A 15,243-nucleotide genomic window follows, 5' to 3' on the forward strand; every position below is an offset into this window, starting at 1 on the left:
CGCGTGGCGATCCCGTGCCGAGAGGCGCCCCTTTGGCGAAGCGGCGCTTGCCTGTCAATGCCCCCACTGGCACAGGCCGCAGCCAATGTTGCAGACAGGACGGATTTGATGGCTAAGGGTGAACGCAAGCGGGCTTTGCGAGGCCGCGCAGGGCGAATGCAGGGCGGACGAGGCAGTGGCCGCGCGAGTAGTGGACAGGTTCGCCTGTGGGGCCGCCATGCGGTCGAAGCTGCGCTCAAGAACCCCAACCGGGTTCACCGCAAACTATGGGCCACGCGCGAAGCCATCGAATCGCTTGATGGTGAATTGCCAGAAGACTTCCCGCTGGAATATGCCGATGTGCAGGATCTGGCGCGGCTTGTTGCAAAGGACGCGCCGCACCAGGGGCTGGTTCTCGAATGCGCGCCGCTGGAAGATATTCATCTCGATGAAGTTCTGAGCGGCGATGCCGACCGGCCCATCGTCGTTCTCGATCAAGTGACCGACCCGCATAACGTCGGCGCGATCATGCGATCGGCAGCGGCTTTCGGCGCTTCTGCCCTGGTGACACAGGATCGCAACGCCCCACCTGAAGGCGGCGTCATCGGCAAGGCGGCTTCCGGTGCGTTGGAAATCCTGCCGTGGGTGCGCGTAGTCAACCTGGCGCGAGCGCTGGAGCAGATGGCGGAAGCAGGATACTGGCGCATAGGGCTGACAGGGGCCACCGAAACAACGCTCGCCGAAGCTCTTCCAGCAGGACCGGTAGCCATCGTGCTTGGGGCCGAGGGCGAGGGAATGCGGCAGAATATCGAATCGCATTGCGATGCCCTCGCCCGTCTGCCCATTGGCGAAGAGATCGAGAGCCTCAACGTTTCCAACGCCGGTGCGATCGCGCTCTACGCCATCGCGACGCGGTGATCTCTGTGTAGGGGAAAACGAAAACGCCGCGCTTTCCGACCGGGAAAGCGCGGCGAGTATCGAACCGGCTGCGTTCTGCAATATGCGGGGGCGAACCGGAAAATTCCGAGTTAGTTGACGGAATCCTTCAGGCCCTTGCCAGCCTTGAACTTGGGCTGGTTGGACGCCTTGATCGTCATGGGCTCACCCGTACGCGGGTTACGGCCGGTCGAAGCCTTGCGCTTGGCGACCGAGAACGTGCCGAAGCCGACCAGGCGCACTTCGTCACCGCTCGACAGGGCCTTGGTGATAGCGTCGAAAACGCCTTCGACGGCACTCGACGCATCGTTCTTCGAAAGACCGCTGGAATCGGCAACTGCGCTGATCAGGTCGTTCTTGTTCATTAGAGAAACCCCCTAGTTTTTATCATCAAATCAATTCGGCTGAATCGCCTCGGCGAAGGCGAACGAATTGAGAGTTTTTTCGGACCTCTGTCAAAGGCATTCTCGGCCAAAATCGGCGGTTTACGGGGTCGGAGACGGGAAAATTGAGATAAAGCGACCCGCGATCCGCCGATGCTGCACTGCACACACCGAAATTAGCGCGCAGCGTAGGTCGCCAAAGCTCCCGATTCGGTCGCTCAGGTTCGGCCTACTTAATGGGCAGTCGGCGATGGCGCCCGCAGCGTGTGATCGGGTTGGCTCGCCAAATCATCCGCTTCGGTCCACTCGATCGGCTCGGGCACGCTGCACAATGCATGCGCCAGCACCTCGTCGACATGCGAAACGGGGACGATTTCCAGGCCATCTTTCACATTGCCCGGGATTTCCGCGAGATCCTTCACGTTTTCTTCCGGTATCAGGACTTTCTTGATTCCGCCGCGTAGCGCCGCGAGCAGCTTTTCCTTCAGCCCGCCGATCGCCAGTACACGCCCACGCAGCGTAACCTCGCCCGTCATCGCGACATCTGGACGGACAGGAATGCCCGAAAGCGTCGAGACGATCGATGTCACCATACCGACGCCCGCGCTGGGCCCATCCTTGGGAACGGCGCCTTCAGGCAAGTGAATATGGATGTTACGGCGATGGAACAGGCTCGGCTTGATACCGTAATGCGGCGCACGCGCCTTCACGAAGCTGAAGGCGGCGGCAACGCTTTCGTTCATCACTTCGCCGAGCTTGCCGGTCGTTTTGATGTCGCCTTTCCCCGGCGTAGTGACGCTTTCGATGGTCAGCAATTCGCCGCCCACTTCGGTCCATGCCAGTCCGGTAACCGCACCGACCTGCGGCTCTTCCTCGCCCATGCCGTGCTTGAACTTGCGCACGCCGGCGAACTCACTCAGGTTTTCAGGCGTAATGGTGACGCTCTCGACCTGCTTCTCGAGAATCTTGCGCAGCGATTTGCGGGCCAGTCGAGCAAGTTCACGCTCGAGCGTACGGACACCCGCTTCACGCGTATAATACCGGATCAGATCGCGCAGACCATCTTCGGTCAGTTCGAACTCGCCCTTTTTCAGGCCGTGTTCGCCGATCTGTTTGGGCAACAGGTGACGCTTGGCGATCTCGACCTTTTCGTCTTCCGTATACCCTTCGAGCCGGATGATCTCCATACGGTCGAGCAGCGGTTGCGGCAGATTGAGACTGTTCGCAGTAGTGACGAACATGATGTCCGACAAGTCGAGATCGAGCTCGAGATAGTGGTCCTGGAACTTGTTGTTCTGTTCCGGATCCAGCACTTCGAGAAGGGCCGATGCCGGATCGCCGCGGAAATCCTGGCCCAGCTTGTCGATCTCGTCGAGCAGGAACAGCGGGTTGATCTTGCCGGCCTTCTTCAGATTGCTCACAATCTTGCCCGGAAGCGAGCCGATATAGGTACGGCGATGACCCCGGATTTCGGCTTCGTCGCGTACCCCGCCAAGCGACTGACGTACGAACTCACGGCCCGTCGCCTTCGCAATGCTTTTGCCGAGCGAAGTCTTACCCACACCTGGCGGGCCGACGAGGCAGAGGATCGGGCCCTTCAACTTGCGTGTACGGGCCTGGACGGCGAGATATTCGACGATACGATCCTTGACCTTTTCAAGCCCATAATGATCCGCATCGAGCACTTCCTGCGCCGTGCCGATGTCCTTCTTTACCTTGCTTTTCTTGCCCCAGGGCAGACCCAGCAGGACGTCGAGGTAGTTTCGGATGACGGTCGCTTCGGCGCTCATCGGCTGCATGGCCTTGAGCTTTTTGAGTTCGCCTTCGGCCTTTTCGCGCGCCTCCTTGCTGAGTTTGGTCTTGGCAATCTTTTCGGTCAGTTCGGCAATCTCGTTGCTGCCGTCTTCGTCACCGCCAAGCTCGTTCTGGATCGCTTTCAGCTGTTCGTTGAGATAATATTCGCGCTGCGTACGCTCCATCTGCCGCTTTACACGGCCGCGGATGCGCCGTTCCACCTGCAGCACGGAAAGCTCGCCTTCCATGTAGGACATCACCATTTCGAGCCGCTTGAGCGGGTCCTTTTCGACCAGTAGCGCCTGCTTGTCCGAAACCTTCGCGGAAATCGCAGCGGCGATCGAATCGGCCAGTTCGCTGGCATCGTCGATGTCACCCAATTGCTCGGCGGCTTCTTCGCCAAGTTTCTTGTTGAGCTTCGCATATTCGCCAAACTGTTCGACGACCTGCCGCATCATGGCGGTCACTTCACTGCCGGATGCCGTTACCTCGTCCTGCGAGGAAACTGTGGCTTCGACATGCTCACCGCGCTGTGCAAGCTGTTCGAGCGTTGCGCGCGACGTACCCTGGACCAGCACGCGGACGGTGCCGTCGGGCAGCTTCAGCAACTGCAGAACCTGCGCGATCACGCCGACGTCAAACAGATCATCTCGTTCGGGGTCGTCGCAACCCGGATCGAGTTGAGCGAGCAGGAAGATGTCCTTGCTGCCTTCCATTGCCGCTTCGAGGGCTGCGACCGATTTGTCGCGTCCGACAAACAGAGGCACCACCATTCCGGGAAATACCACGATGTCGCGCAAGGGGAGGAGGGGGAAGGTCTGGGTCATCAATCAATTCCATTCGGGGCCGGTAAGGCCGTTCGCTCGGAATATGGTGAGACCAGTCGCGCTCCGCAACGTCGCGCGCCAAAGTCATGTGGATGAGATGGATTAGCGCCTGACCGCGTCTCAGTGACAAAATCGCGTGTGACCGAGAAGAAATTGTAATTGCCCAGCCTCATGCGGGACAGGATCCAGCACGGACGTCAGAAGGTTATGCTGACGGTAACGATATCCTCGTAAACACCGGGAGTCAGGTTGGCCGGTACGGACGCGATCCGGCCATAGGCGGTCATGCTGCCCCTGCCCCGCCCCCAGGCGATGCCCAGCGGAGCATTTCCCGAACCGCTGCCCCAGGTTTGCGTACGGGCGGTATTGCGGAAGATGCCATAGGGAATGAAATCCCCGGAGCCGTTGCGCATGCGACGCTGGGTGCCATTGGCATTGCTACCGCGGTCCATATCGACGCGAAACAGGGCCAGGCGGGTGCATTCGATGTCGATCTGCGTCGTGCTGTCGACCGGCCCTGCCCCGGCGCTTGCGCTGATATCGAAAGCCATTTCCGCGGTAAGAACCGTGCAGCCATCGATCACTTCGACAGTCGGGGTAAGCGTTGCCTGCGCATGAGCGACCGCCGGAAGGCAGACGGCGCCGAGCGCCCACAGCAACGATCCGGAACGAAAAGAAACCACCAGCACCCCTCTGGAAATCGAGAGGACGTCTCTAGGACAACTCGGCTAAATATCGGTTAATTCGGCAGGCGCTCCGCCGTGTCGCAGCGCCTCACGCCCGCGCCTAGAACGTGATAGTGACCGTAAGCTGATCGGTATACCGGCCCTTTGGCGTGGAGGGGGTGATGCCGGACAAACGTCCATAAGCTTCGAAGTCCTCATTGCCGATACCGAGCAGTATCACCCCGGTGCGGCTCTCGCTGTTTCGCTGACCCCAGCGCTGCGTGCGGTTGTTATTGCGATAGACTTCGTAAGGAAGGTAGTCGTTGGAAGCGTTTTTGATCCGCCTCTGCTCGCCCGACGCATTCTGCCCCCAGTCCATGGTCAGGCGAAAGAACGTGAGCAGGCCCGCGCAGGACACCGAAACGGTGGCGTTCGTGTCGACGCGGGTCACATTCTTCGTATCGAGAACCCCGAATGCCATATCCGTCGTCGACACGGAGCAGCGCCCCTCGACCTGCGCGCCGATCTGCATCTGCGATCCATTGGGCGCAGCCGCCGCGGGCGAGCAAAGACCGGCGAGCGCGCACGCGCCGGCCAGTGCCGAACAAGTAGTCCTGATCCCCGTTTTGCCCACGTCGCCTTCCCGTCGATTCGTCCGGGAAAATTAGGCGACACCTTTTGAAAAATACCTAAGCGGCCGTTACCACAAAATTAGGCATAAACGCCGCTTTGGTGGGCAAAGCCGGGATTACATACCCGGCAATTTGAAGCCTGCCGGCAAGCCAACGCCCTGCTGAATCTTGTCCATTTCTTCGGCAGATACGCGATCGGCGCGGTCGCGGGCATCGTTGAAAGCCGCTGTCACGAGATCTTCGACCATCTGCTTTTCTTCCGGCTTCATCAGGCTATCGTCGATCGAGACGCCGAGAATGCGACCACGCGCCGTGGCGCGGACTTTGACGAGACCGCCACCGGCCGCGCCTTCGACCTCGATATCGTCAAGCTTGGCCTGGGCATCGCCCATCTGCTTCTGGATCGTTTCAGCAGCCTTCTGGGCCTGCGCGAGCATTTCTTCCATGTTCATGCGTTTCTACTCCAGGGTATTTCGCGGCGCTGGGGAGCTGCGCCGCCATCATCGATCAACTCTGCCTGCGGGAAAGCGTCGAAGGCCGCTTTGACCAGCGGGTGATTGCGCGTCGCGGCTGCTGCGGCATCGCGCTCGCTGACTTGTACTTCGACGAGCGAAGGAGCCCCGGCTCCCCCGGCAACCTCTTCCACGGTCCAGCGCTTCCCGGTGTGGCGGTGTAGCGCTTCTTTCAGCACCGGGATGACATCATCCGAGAATTTCGCATCTCTGCCGAAGCGCAGTATGCCGTCTGCCAGTTCCACTACGCGCACTTGCAGGCGCATGATGCTGGCTTCCTGCATCAGCCCTGATGCATCGATCGCATCGACCAGTTCCTGCCAATCCAGCGGCGCCTGCGGCGCTTCTGCAACCGCACTTCCCTCATCCGCAGCTTGCCTGACGGGGCCGGCTTCAGCCAGTGTTTCGATCTTCTTCGCCAGCTTGCCGGGATCGGGCATCTGGCCTGCATGGAGCGTGCGCAGGAGCGCCATGCGCAGCGCGATCAGGGGGTCGGGCGCGAGGCGAATTTCATCGTGCCCCTTGAGCAGCAACTGCCAGAGGCGATGCAGCTGGCCCGCCGGGAGCCGTGCAGCCCAGCCCGACAATTGCTCGCGCTCATCGGGACTGACACCTTCCGGCTCGGTGCCCGAAACCTGCGCCACGGTGATCCGGTGGGCGAGATCCATCTGGGCGCGCATGAGGGCGAGCGGTTCGACGCCGAGGGCGTATTGCTCGTCGATCGCGGCCAGCAGTTCGCGGCCCTGGCCTTCGAGAATATGCCCGAAAAGGCGGCGCTGTGCGCCCTTGTCGGCAAGGCCGAGCATGTCGCGCACACGGGCGGCGGTTACCTTGCCTTCGGTGTCGAGATCGGCGTGGGCAATGGCCTGGTCGAGGATCGAGAGACCATCGCGAACCGACCCTTCGGCGGCGTTGGCCACGATGTGCAAAGCCTCCGCATCGGCTTCGACGCCTTCCTTGGCGCAGATGTCGGCGAAGTGGCTTTCGAGCAGTTCGACCGGAATGCGGCGCAGGTCGAAACGCTGGGTCCGGCTGAGCACCGTGACCGGCAGCTTTTCCACCTCGGTCGTGGCGAAGAGGAACTTCACATGTGCAGGCGGTTCCTCAAGTGTCTTCAACAACGCATTGAAAGCATTGCGGGACAGCATGTGAACTTCGTCGATAATGTAGATCTTGTAGCGCGCCGAAACGGCGGCGTAGCGCACCGCTTCGATGATCTCGCGCACGTCATCGACGCCGGTATGGCTGGCGGCGTCCATTTCGATGACGTCGATGTGGCGGCCTTCGGCGATGGCGCGGCAGGGTTCGCAAACGCCGCAGGGGCTGATCGTGGGACCGCCGTTTCCATCGGGCCCGATACAGTTCAGAGCCTTGGCGATAAGGCGCGCGGTGGAGGTCTTCCCCACCCCGCGAACGCCGGTCATCAGGAAGGCGTGAGCGAGCCGATCGCGGGCGATTGCATTGGCCAGCGTACGCACCATCGCTTCCTGACCGATGAGTTCGGCGAAGGTCTGCGGACGGTATTTACGGGCCAGAACGCGGTAGGGCTGAGCCGGCTGCCGAACAGTGGAGGCATGTGGATCATACGTATGATCGGCCGGCGCAGGCGTCTGTTCGGCGCCGAACATGGCTTCCTGTCCGGCTTCCTCGAGTTCGGCAGCGCTCGGCGCGTCGGGAGCGTCCGCTTCGCTCTCCCAAGGAAGGCCATCTGGATTGTCCGGTGAATCACCCATGTTGGAACAGGTAGGGACTGACGGCAGGAATGTCATGCCATCACAGTCACGAAATGTGGGTGAAAAAGGAGCCGGCCGACCCGCCGCAATCCACCTGGGCTGCTTCCTTCCGGATCTGACCCGGTGAGCGAACGCAAACGTCCGACCGACTCCCGGCGCGCCATATGGCCGGATGTCAGAGGAGTTTCAAGCTCCCATCTGCTGTAGCCAGTCGGCAATCGCGCGGGCGGCCTCTGCCAGACGGGCTTCGGCATCGGATGCGGAGCCATCCGCGCGGTCGAGATAGGCAGCGAGGATGTAGCGCGCGCCATCGGACGTTTCGAACATGGCGATATCGTTTACTTCGCCCTGTACGCCGGTCCCGCAGGTGCCGGTCTTGTCTCCGGCGCGCCATTCACCCGGCAGGCCGGCGCGAAGACGGTTCATCCCCGTCGTCGTTTCCACGAGCCATTCCTGCAGGAGGGCACGGTCGGCCTGCACGAGCCGGTCACCCCACAAAAGCGTGCCGACGAGGTCCGCATGCGCTGTGGGCGTAGTGGTATCACGCGGATCGCCCGGCGCGTTTTCATTGAGCGCGGGCTCGTTCCGGTCGAGGCGGGTCGCCTCGTCCCCCATGGAGCGCAGCCAGCGGGTAAATCCGTCCGGCCCGCCTACCTCTGCCAGAAGCAGATTGGCCGCCGTATTGTCGCTGAGGGTGACGGCGTGATGCGCCGCTTGCAGCCCGCCCATCCAGCCGGATGACGCGCGCTCTTTCGCGTAGGGAGCATAGCTGAGAATGTCCCCTGCCCCGAAGTGGAGGCGCTTTTCGCGCAGGCCCGGCGTATCCAGCGTCATCGCCGCAAGGGCGAGCTTGAAAGTCGAGCACATGGCGAAACGTTCGTCACCGCGATAGGCGTAAACGAGGCCCTTGTCCGGCGAATGCAAGGCAAGGCCCAGCCGCCCGCCGGAAGCCGTTTCGATTTCGGAAATCCGCGCTGCAAGATCCTGCTGCGCGGCAGATGTTCCGGGCTCGCCCCGTTCAGGCGAACCCTGCGGATTGACGCTGCAGGCTGCCGTTGCAAGCAGCAGGGGGAGGAAAAGTGCCCTCACCCGCAGGGATCAGCGAAAATTGTCGGCGTAGGCCTGAAGCTTGAGACTTTTGGGCGGCGTAGCGTGAACGCGCGCGGCGATGCCGTATTTCCCGGCATAGGCTTTCGCTTCTTCCTTGCTCGGGAAAGTGAGCTGCACCTGTGCCTGCGTGTCACTGCTGCCGGTCCAGCCCATCAGCGGATCTGCCCGACGCGCTTCGGACTGCTCGAATTCGAGCACCCATTCATCGGTGCGGGCCCGGCCCGATTGCATGGCGTTCTTCGGTCGCTGGTAGATTCTCGCGGTCATGGACTAACCCTGTAATTCAACCTTCGGAGCGTGAAAAGGCGTTCTTGGTCTTCAAACTGGGCTTTTCCGCCCATGGTTCCTCCGGCCAGCGGTGCTTGGGGTAGCGCCCCTTCATGTCCTTGCGCACATCGGCCCAGCTTCCACGCCAGAAATTCGGCAGGTCGCGGGTGGACTGGATCGGCCGCCCGGCGGGGCTGGTGAGCTTCAGGAGCAGCGGCGTCGCGCCGACCATGGGGTGGCTTTCCAGTCCGAAGAGAGCCTGCACGCGCACCTCGACGCTTGGCGCATCGTCGCCCGTATAGTCGATGCGGTGCGTGGTGCCCGCAGGAGAGGTAAATTCGCGCGGTGCCAGCCGGTCCAGCCGCTGGCGGCTGTCCCAGTCGAGCTGGCCGAGCAAGGCATCGACCAGTTTGCCCATCGGTAGATCGAGATCGCGCCGCCCTTGCAACAGCGGTGCGAGCCAGAGCGGAGCATTTTCAGCCAGGCCACCGCGTTCCAGCCCGGTAACACCGGCATGACCGGCGCGGGCGAGCAGTTCTGCCGGGAGGATCTTTGCCGGGTTTTCCAGAGCTTTTTCCACAAGCATGTCCACAATGGCCTGCCCATCTGGTGCCGGGTCCGGTCCGCGCGCCAGCGTGATCGCGCCAAGTCTGCGCTCAAGCAGCGCCTCCACCCGCTCGCCCGTCCAGCGCAGCACATGTCTGCGTTCGATCCTGTCCGGCAGCCAGCGTTCCAGATCGGCTTCTTCCAGCGCGATGGCCGAGGTGATCCGCGCGCCTTTCGCCTGCCCCTGCGCATCGCCCACGACCAGAAATTGCCCACGGGCGAGTGGGGATGCCGGATCGAGCACGAAGCCCCTGCCCCCGGCGGTAATCCAGTTTTCACCGCTGGCATCGCGCCGTCTGGCGATGAATTCCGGCCGTCCCGCGGCAAGCAGGATGCCGGGCGGCGGGCGGTGCCCACTCTCGCCATCGGGCGGCGCCTGTGCCAGACCGCGCGCCTGCTTTGCCCATCTGGCCGCCAGCTTGCGGCTGGCCTCTGCCCGGGCGCCGCAATCGCCGTTCCAGCGCGAGAGGCGCGCTTCGAGGTCTTCCCCCTGCCCGCCGAGACCGCGTTCCTGCAGCAGCAGGGCGATCCGCCCCGCTTGCGTTTCCGCCCCATGTTCCGCGCCGAAGAGAATGGTCGCGGCCCCCTGCGGGTCGAGCGGAAGCTTTGCGAGACGAGAGCCGCGTTCGGTAATCCGGCCATCTGCATCGAGCGCGCCGAGCGCCACCAGTGTCTGCCGGGCCGCGCCGATGGAGGCGGCAGGCGGCGGATCGAGCCAGCCGAGTTCAAGCGGGTCGCCGCTGCCCCATTGAGCCAGCGCCAGAACCAGCGGGGCAAGATCGGCGGTGAGCATTTCGGGCGGATCGTAGGGCGGCCGCCCGCCATGGCCTGCCTCTTCCCACAAGCGATAGGCGATGCCCGGCCCCTGCCGCGCCGCGCGCCCGGCGCGCTGGGCGGCGGCTGCCTGACTGGCGCGGTGGGTAACCAGATGCGTTGTGCCTGCCGCGCGGTCGAATTCGGCCCGGCGGGACAGGCCGGCATCGACCACGACGGATACGCCGTCGAGCGTCAGCGAGGTCTCGGCAATGGCGGTGGCAAGAACGATACGGCGGCGCCCTTCGGCATCGCGCCTGATGGCAGCACGCTGCCCCGCCGGATCGACCTGCCCGTGGAGCGGAAGGACGAGTGCGGACGGCAGACGCGCTTCCAGACGTTCGCGCACCCGTTCGATTTCCCGTACGCCGGGCAGGAAGGCGAGGATATCGCCCTGCTCTTCCCGCCAGGCTGAAGCGACCGCCTGCGCCATCGCATCTTCCACCGGGAGCTGCGGCGACGATCCGAACCATCTGATCTGCAAGGGGTGCGCCCTGCCCGCGCTTTCGATCACCTGCGTATCGTCCCCCAGAAGCTGTGCGAACCGCGCGCCGTCGATCGTGGCCGACATGACCAGTACGCGCAGATCGTCGCGCAGGACGGCGCGGCTTTCGAGCGCGAGGGCAAGGCCCAGATCGCTGTCGAGGTGACGCTCATGCGCTTCGTCGAAGAGGACGGCGGATATTCCCGCCAGTTCGGGATCGGCGAGAATGGTGTTTACGAAGATCGCTTCGGTCACCACCAATACGCGGGTTCTGGCCGAGCGTTTGCTGTCGAGCCGCGTGAGATAGCCGATGGTTTCCCCCGGCTTTTCGCCCAGCGTTTCCGCCATGCGTTCCGCGGCGGCCCGTGCCGCCACGCGCCGCGGCGAGGTGAGGATGACGGTGCCGGTGCACCAGTCTTCGTTCAGCAGTGCCGGAGCGACCGCCGTGGTCTTGCCCGCGCCCGGAGGGGCGACGAGCACAGCCCCGCTGCCCTGACGAAGCGCGCCGAGCAGTTCGGGCAGGACGGCATGAATGGGCAGATCGTTATTCACGAGAGCGCCCTATCACGTGGAGACGGGATCAATACCCCCGCGCGACCGCGAACAAAGCGGCCTGCGTCATCGCCCGGCGTGCCTTGCCGTCAGGGAAGATCGACAGGGCATCGATCGCCCGCTGGGCGAAATGGCGCGCGCGCAGCTTGGTATCGGAGACCGCCTGATGGCGTTCGATGAGCTGGATGGCGTGATCGAGATCTTCATCTTCGGTCCGGAAACCGCCGATGGCAGCTTTCCAGAATTCCCGTTCTTCCTCGGTTCCGCGGGCATAGGCGAGGATGACGGGCAGCGTCATCTTGCCTTCGCGGAAATCGTCGCCCCGGTCCTTGCCCATGGCAGCGGCGTTGGAATCGTAATCCAGCGCATCGTCGACGAGCTGGAAGGCCACGCCGAGATTGCGGCCATATTCGTCGAGCGCCTGTTCCTGTTCGTCGCTGCATTCGGCAACCACGGCGGCGATCCGGCTGGCGGCCGCGAACAGGGCCGCGGTCTTGGCGCGGATGATGTGGAGATAGCGCTGTTCGCTGGTGTCGATCTTGCGCTGGGCGGTCAGCTGGTCGACTTCGCCTTCGGCAATGATCGCGCTGGCACCCGAAAGGATTTTCAGCACCTTGAGGCTGCCGTCTTCGGTCATCAGTTCGAACGAGCGGCTGAACAGGAAATCGCCGACCAGAACGGTGGCGGGATTGCCGTAGATGATGTTGGCCGCAGCCTTGCCGCGCCGAAGATCGCTGCCATCGACGACATCGTCATGCAGGAGCGTGGCGGTGTGGATGAATTCCACCGCGGCGGCGAGTTTGTAGTGGCGCGTGCCGCTGTAACCGACGAGGTCCGCCCCGGCGAGCGTAAGCATCGGGCGCAGGCGTTTGCCGCCGCCCGATATCAGGTGCCCTGCGAGCGCCGGGATCAGCGGCACTTCGCTTTGCATGCGATCGAGGATCACCTGATTGACCTGGTTCATGCCATGCGCCGTCAGGGACAGCATGGGTTCGATGGAGCCTTCCAGCTCCTTGCGCTTCAGGGGGATAACTTCGGCTGACATTTCGGCTTGGCCATGGTCTGCCCAAGCTTTCTTGGCAAGCCGGGATTTATCGCTAGCGTGGCAGCATGACCACATCGCCCCAGCCCGATCCCGTTCTCGCCGGTTTTCGCAAGAGCATCGACAATATCGACGCCGCGCTCATCCACATACTGGCAGAGCGTTTCCGGATCACGCAGGCGGTGGGGGAATACAAGGCGAAGGTGACGCTGCCCCCGGCCGATCCCACCCGCGAAAAGGAACAGATCGAACGGCTGCGGCGGCTGGCGGAAGAAAGCGAGCTGGACCCGGAATTCAGCGAGAAATTCCTGCGCTTCATCATCGACGAGGTGATCCGCCACCACGAACAGGCGGCGCAGCGTTAGGCAGGCATTACAGCGCGCTGCGCGGCAGGCTTAGCTGCACGAGCAGGCCGCCCAGATCTTCGCTTTCCGCCAGTTCGACCGAGCCGCCGTAGATTTCCGCGACATCGCGCACGATGGCGAGGCCGAGGCCGGTGCCCGGCTTGCCCGTATCGAGCCGCGCACCGCGATCGAATATCCGGGCGCGGTCGGCTTCGGGAATGCCCAGCCCGTCATCTTCAATCCAGATGATGCATTCTTTCGAATCGCGCTGCGCATCGATGGTGACGAACACGCTGCCACCTCCGTATTTGGCGGCGTTTTCGATCAGGTTGCCGAGAATTTCATCGAGATCCTGCCGCTCGATCGAGACGGCAGCGTTCCGATTCCCGTCGAGATCGAAGCGGGTCGTATCGTAGATACGGGTCACCGCGCGCAGCACGCTTTCGGCGCTGGGCCATACTTCGGCGCGCGAATGGCCGGTGGCACGCCGCCCGACGGCCCGCGCCCGGGCGAGATGGTGTTCGACGTGGCGCTGCATCGTCTTGGTTTCGCGGCACACCAGATCGGACAGTTTGGGATCGTGCGCGGTCGCCGCATTGGTGAGCACGGTCAGCGGCGTCTTCAGAGCATGGGCGAGATTGCCGGCATGCATGCGCGCTTCTTCCGCCTGCTGTTCGGTATGGGCGAGGAGCGCGTTGATCTCCTCCACCAGAGGTTCGACCTCCAGCGGGAGGGGTTCGGAAATGCGGTTCGCGCCTTCGCTGCGCATGGCCTGGATGGCGTTGCGCACGCGCCGCAGCGGCGAAAGACCGTACCAGCTTTGCAGCATGGCAAGGGTGAGAAGGCCCATGCCCAGCGCCGCGAAGCTCCAGATCAGGATCGAGCGGATCCGGGTGATCTGATAGTCGAGTTCGCCGCGGGCGGAGGCGACGGCGAAGGTCCACTCCGTATCGCTGTCGGGCAGCATGACCGTACGCTCGACGATGCGCAGGGGCTCGCCTTCGAACTGATCGGAATTGTAGAAATGCGGCTGCTTGTCGACGTGATCGCCATGCAGTTCGAGGCTGCGATCCCACAGGCTGCGGCTGGGAAAGGGTTGATGCCCTTCGCCCGTGACCTGCCAGTAGACCCCGCTGTTGGGCTCCAGAAAGCGCTGGTCCCCGAGGGAGCGGTAGAGCTGCACATCGCCGAAACTGTCGATTTCGGCCGTGGAGATCAGCGCGGTCTGGACGTATTCCAGCTGCTCGTCGAAATTATCCTCCACCAGCCGGACGAGCGTACGGTCGAGCGCGAAGCCGCCGCCGAGCAGCAGGATGCTGATCCACAGAGCGGCGATCACCATCATGCGCCGCGCAAGGCTGCGCCGCGCCGCCGGATGGGCGATGGTCACCGGATTTTCGGCAGGCGGGGACGCCGGCGGGACCTGCCCGACCGCCGCCGACTCGCCGCCGTCTCCGTCAGGATGCGCGCGGCTGGTCGGCGGGATCGTCGAGGCTGTAACCGAGTCCACGGATCGTCGTGATCACGTCTGCACCCAGCTTCTTGCGGATGCGGGTAACGAAGACCTCGATCGTATTGGAATCGCGGTCGAAATCCTGATCGTAGATATGTTCGATCAGTTCGGTGCGGCTGACCACCTTGCCCTTGTGGTGCATGAGGTAGGACAGCAGCTTGTATTCCTGCGCGGTGAGCTTGACCGGCTCGCCCTGCAGGGTGACGCGGCCCGAGCGCGTGTCGAGACGCACATCGCCCGCCGTCAGTTCGCTGGAGGTGTTGCCCGATGCGCGGCGGATCAACGCCCGCAGGCGCGCGATGAGTTCTTCGGTCTGGAAAGGCTTGGCGAGATAATCGTCCGCCCCGGCATCGAGACCGGCGACCTTGTCGGACCAGCTGTCACGCGCGGTCAGCACCAGAACGGGGAACTTGCGGCCTTCCTTGCGCCACATGCCCAGCACCGTCAGCCCGTCGATTTCCGGCAGGCCGAGGTCGAGGATGACGGCGTCATATTCCTCGGTACTGCCCAGGAAATGCCCATCCTCGCCATCGGTGGACAGGTCCACCGCATAGCCGTTCTGTTCGAGCGTCGATTTAAGTTGCTGGCCGAGCGTAGGCTCGTCCTCGACGATCAGGATCCTCATGAATGTCCGTCCTCGGATAATTTATCACGCGATTCGTTCATGTAGATGAACGCGTCAACATGAACGGGGTTTCAATGGGAATGCCGCGCGGTCCGTTTAGCGGCTGCGACGCAGCACTTTCCCGGTGCGTGCATCCACATCGACATACATGACCCGCCCGTCCTTGATGAACTTGAGACGATACGCCATCGCAGTCGAATCGTAAGCCGGGCCGAGGTATTCGGCGCCGCGCATGCTTGGCAGAACCCGTGCCTCGATCTCCCGCAGTTGCAGGATGTTACCTGCGCTCATTTCCCGCCGCGCTTCGCCCTGTTCGGAGCGACGCTGCGCAAAGGCGGGTTCGGCCATTATCGGACCGGCAACCAGCCCGAAAGCGAGAAGAGAGGCAAAGATGCGCTTCATGATGCGACCATGCCTATCCCGCCA

The 15,243-nt window shown here is 63.0% G+C and carries 15 protein-coding genes and 1 other RNA gene; 2 read left to right on the top strand and 14 right to left on the bottom strand.

Annotated features, from left to right (window positions below; genetic code table 11):
- Positions 1-108 precede the first annotated feature (108 nt).
- Complete coding sequence (rlmB, locus tag AC13F2_RS15255; protein ID WP_482965711.1) at positions 109-897, top strand: 23S rRNA (guanosine(2251)-2'-O)-methyltransferase RlmB; 789 nt, start codon at positions 109-111, stop codon at positions 895-897.
- Positions 898-1,007: 110 nt separating this feature from the next.
- Here rlmB and AC13F2_RS15260 read toward each other — a convergent pair whose 3' ends face one another.
- The 11 genes from AC13F2_RS15260 to AC13F2_RS15310 form a co-directional block, all read right to left on the bottom strand.
- Positions 1,008-1,280 (bottom strand): HU family DNA-binding protein, encoded by a 273-nt coding sequence (locus AC13F2_RS15260; RefSeq protein ID WP_103025290.1) that lies wholly within the window; start codon positions 1,278-1,280, stop codon positions 1,008-1,010.
- A 251-nt stretch (positions 1,281-1,531) separates the two neighbouring features.
- Positions 1,532-3,919: an endopeptidase La gene (lon, locus tag AC13F2_RS15265; protein WP_196845867.1), complete on the bottom strand. Its 2,388-nt coding sequence runs from the start codon at positions 3,917-3,919 to the stop codon at positions 1,532-1,534.
- Positions 3,920-4,116: 197 nt separating this feature from the next.
- Positions 4,117-4,602, bottom strand: coding sequence for a Csu type fimbrial protein (locus tag AC13F2_RS15270; protein ID WP_482965712.1), 486 nt, complete (start codon positions 4,600-4,602; stop codon positions 4,117-4,119).
- A 103-nt stretch (positions 4,603-4,705) separates the two neighbouring features.
- The gene (locus tag AC13F2_RS15275) at positions 4,706-5,218 is read right to left on the bottom strand and encodes a Csu type fimbrial protein (protein ID WP_482965713.1); all 513 of its coding nucleotides are present in this window, start codon (positions 5,216-5,218) and stop codon (positions 4,706-4,708) included.
- Between the two features lie 114 nt (positions 5,219-5,332).
- Positions 5,333-5,668: a YbaB/EbfC family nucleoid-associated protein gene (locus AC13F2_RS15280; protein ID WP_103025286.1), complete on the bottom strand. Its 336-nt coding sequence runs from the start codon at positions 5,666-5,668 to the stop codon at positions 5,333-5,335.
- Positions 5,665-7,461: a DNA polymerase III subunit gamma/tau gene (locus tag AC13F2_RS15285; RefSeq protein WP_482965714.1), complete on the bottom strand. Its 1,797-nt coding sequence runs from the start codon at positions 7,459-7,461 to the stop codon at positions 5,665-5,667. Before AC13F2_RS15285 ends, AC13F2_RS15280 begins: the two co-directional genes overlap by 4 nt.
- A gap of 61 nt (positions 7,462-7,522) precedes the next feature.
- Positions 7,523-7,617: signal recognition particle sRNA small type (gene ffs, locus AC13F2_RS15290), an RNA gene on the bottom strand.
- A 30-nt stretch (positions 7,618-7,647) separates the two neighbouring features.
- Positions 7,648-8,550, bottom strand: coding sequence for a class A beta-lactamase (bla, locus tag AC13F2_RS15295; protein ID WP_482965715.1), 903 nt, complete (start codon positions 8,548-8,550; stop codon positions 7,648-7,650).
- A gap of 9 nt (positions 8,551-8,559) precedes the next feature.
- Complete coding sequence (locus tag AC13F2_RS15300) at positions 8,560-8,838, bottom strand: ETC complex I subunit (protein ID WP_222828787.1); 279 nt, start codon at positions 8,836-8,838, stop codon at positions 8,560-8,562.
- Between the two features lie 16 nt (positions 8,839-8,854).
- The gene (hrpB, locus tag AC13F2_RS15305; protein WP_482965716.1) at positions 8,855-11,293 is read right to left on the bottom strand and encodes an ATP-dependent helicase HrpB; all 2,439 of its coding nucleotides are present in this window, start codon (positions 11,291-11,293) and stop codon (positions 8,855-8,857) included.
- A 28-nt stretch (positions 11,294-11,321) separates the two neighbouring features.
- On the bottom strand, positions 11,322-12,338 hold the full coding sequence (locus AC13F2_RS15310) for a polyprenyl synthetase family protein (protein WP_196845861.1): 1,017 nt from the start codon (positions 12,336-12,338) through the stop codon (positions 11,322-11,324).
- Between the two features lie 65 nt (positions 12,339-12,403).
- On the opposite strand from AC13F2_RS15310, the gene AC13F2_RS15315 reads away from it, so the two are divergent.
- Complete coding sequence (locus AC13F2_RS15315) at positions 12,404-12,700, top strand: chorismate mutase (RefSeq protein ID WP_103025140.1); 297 nt, start codon at positions 12,404-12,406, stop codon at positions 12,698-12,700.
- 7 nt (positions 12,701-12,707) lie between these two features.
- Here AC13F2_RS15315 and AC13F2_RS15320 read toward each other — a convergent pair whose 3' ends face one another.
- From AC13F2_RS15320 to AC13F2_RS15330, 3 genes are all read right to left on the bottom strand, one after another.
- Entirely contained in the window at positions 12,708-14,024 is a 1,317-nt protein-coding gene (locus AC13F2_RS15320; RefSeq protein ID WP_103025171.1) for a sensor histidine kinase, read from the bottom strand.
- 112 nt (positions 14,025-14,136) lie between these two features.
- Positions 14,137-14,817 carry a response regulator transcription factor gene (locus AC13F2_RS15325; protein WP_103025141.1) on the bottom strand — a complete coding sequence of 227 codons (681 nt, stop codon included), beginning with the start codon at positions 14,815-14,817 and terminating at the stop codon, positions 14,137-14,139.
- Positions 14,818-14,913: 96 nt separating this feature from the next.
- The gene (locus AC13F2_RS15330; RefSeq protein ID WP_103025142.1) at positions 14,914-15,219 is read right to left on the bottom strand and encodes a PepSY domain-containing protein; all 306 of its coding nucleotides are present in this window, start codon (positions 15,217-15,219) and stop codon (positions 14,914-14,916) included.
- Positions 15,220-15,243: the final 24 nt, after the last annotated feature.

The sequence above is a fragment of the Qipengyuania sp. L-5Y genome, assembly GCF_056859455.1.

What these genes read in the sequence shown, in the direction of transcription:
- AC13F2_RS15280 (WP_103025286.1), bottom strand. Translation starts at nt 5,668, where the DNA reads ATGAACATGGAAGAAATGCTCGCGCAGGCCCAGAAGGCTGCTGAAACG.
- AC13F2_RS15260 (WP_103025290.1), bottom strand. Translation starts at nt 1,280, where the DNA reads ATGAACAAGAACGACCTGATCAGCGCAGTTGCCGATTCCAGCGGTCTT.
- AC13F2_RS15315 (WP_103025140.1), top strand. Translation starts at nt 12,404, where the DNA reads ATGACCACATCGCCCCAGCCCGATCCCGTTCTCGCCGGTTTTCGCAAG.
- AC13F2_RS15330 (WP_103025142.1), bottom strand. Translation starts at nt 15,219, where the DNA reads ATGAAGCGCATCTTTGCCTCTCTTCTCGCTTTCGGGCTGGTTGCCGGT.
- lon (WP_196845867.1), bottom strand. Translation starts at nt 3,919, where the DNA reads ATGACCCAGACCTTCCCCCTCCTCCCCTTGCGCGACATCGTGGTATTT.
- AC13F2_RS15320 (WP_103025171.1), bottom strand. Translation starts at nt 14,024, where the DNA reads ATGATGGTGATCGCCGCTCTGTGGATCAGCATCCTGCTGCTCGGCGGC.
- AC13F2_RS15285 (WP_482965714.1), bottom strand. Translation starts at nt 7,461, where the DNA reads ATGGGTGATTCACCGGACAATCCAGATGGCCTTCCTTGGGAGAGCGAA.
- AC13F2_RS15310 (WP_196845861.1), bottom strand. Translation starts at nt 12,338, where the DNA reads ATGTCAGCCGAAGTTATCCCCCTGAAGCGCAAGGAGCTGGAAGGCTCC.
- rlmB (WP_482965711.1), top strand. Translation starts at nt 109, where the DNA reads ATGGCTAAGGGTGAACGCAAGCGGGCTTTGCGAGGCCGCGCAGGGCGA.
- AC13F2_RS15300 (WP_222828787.1), bottom strand. Translation starts at nt 8,838, where the DNA reads ATGACCGCGAGAATCTACCAGCGACCGAAGAACGCCATGCAATCGGGC.
- AC13F2_RS15325 (WP_103025141.1), bottom strand. Translation starts at nt 14,817, where the DNA reads ATGAGGATCCTGATCGTCGAGGACGAGCCTACGCTCGGCCAGCAACTT.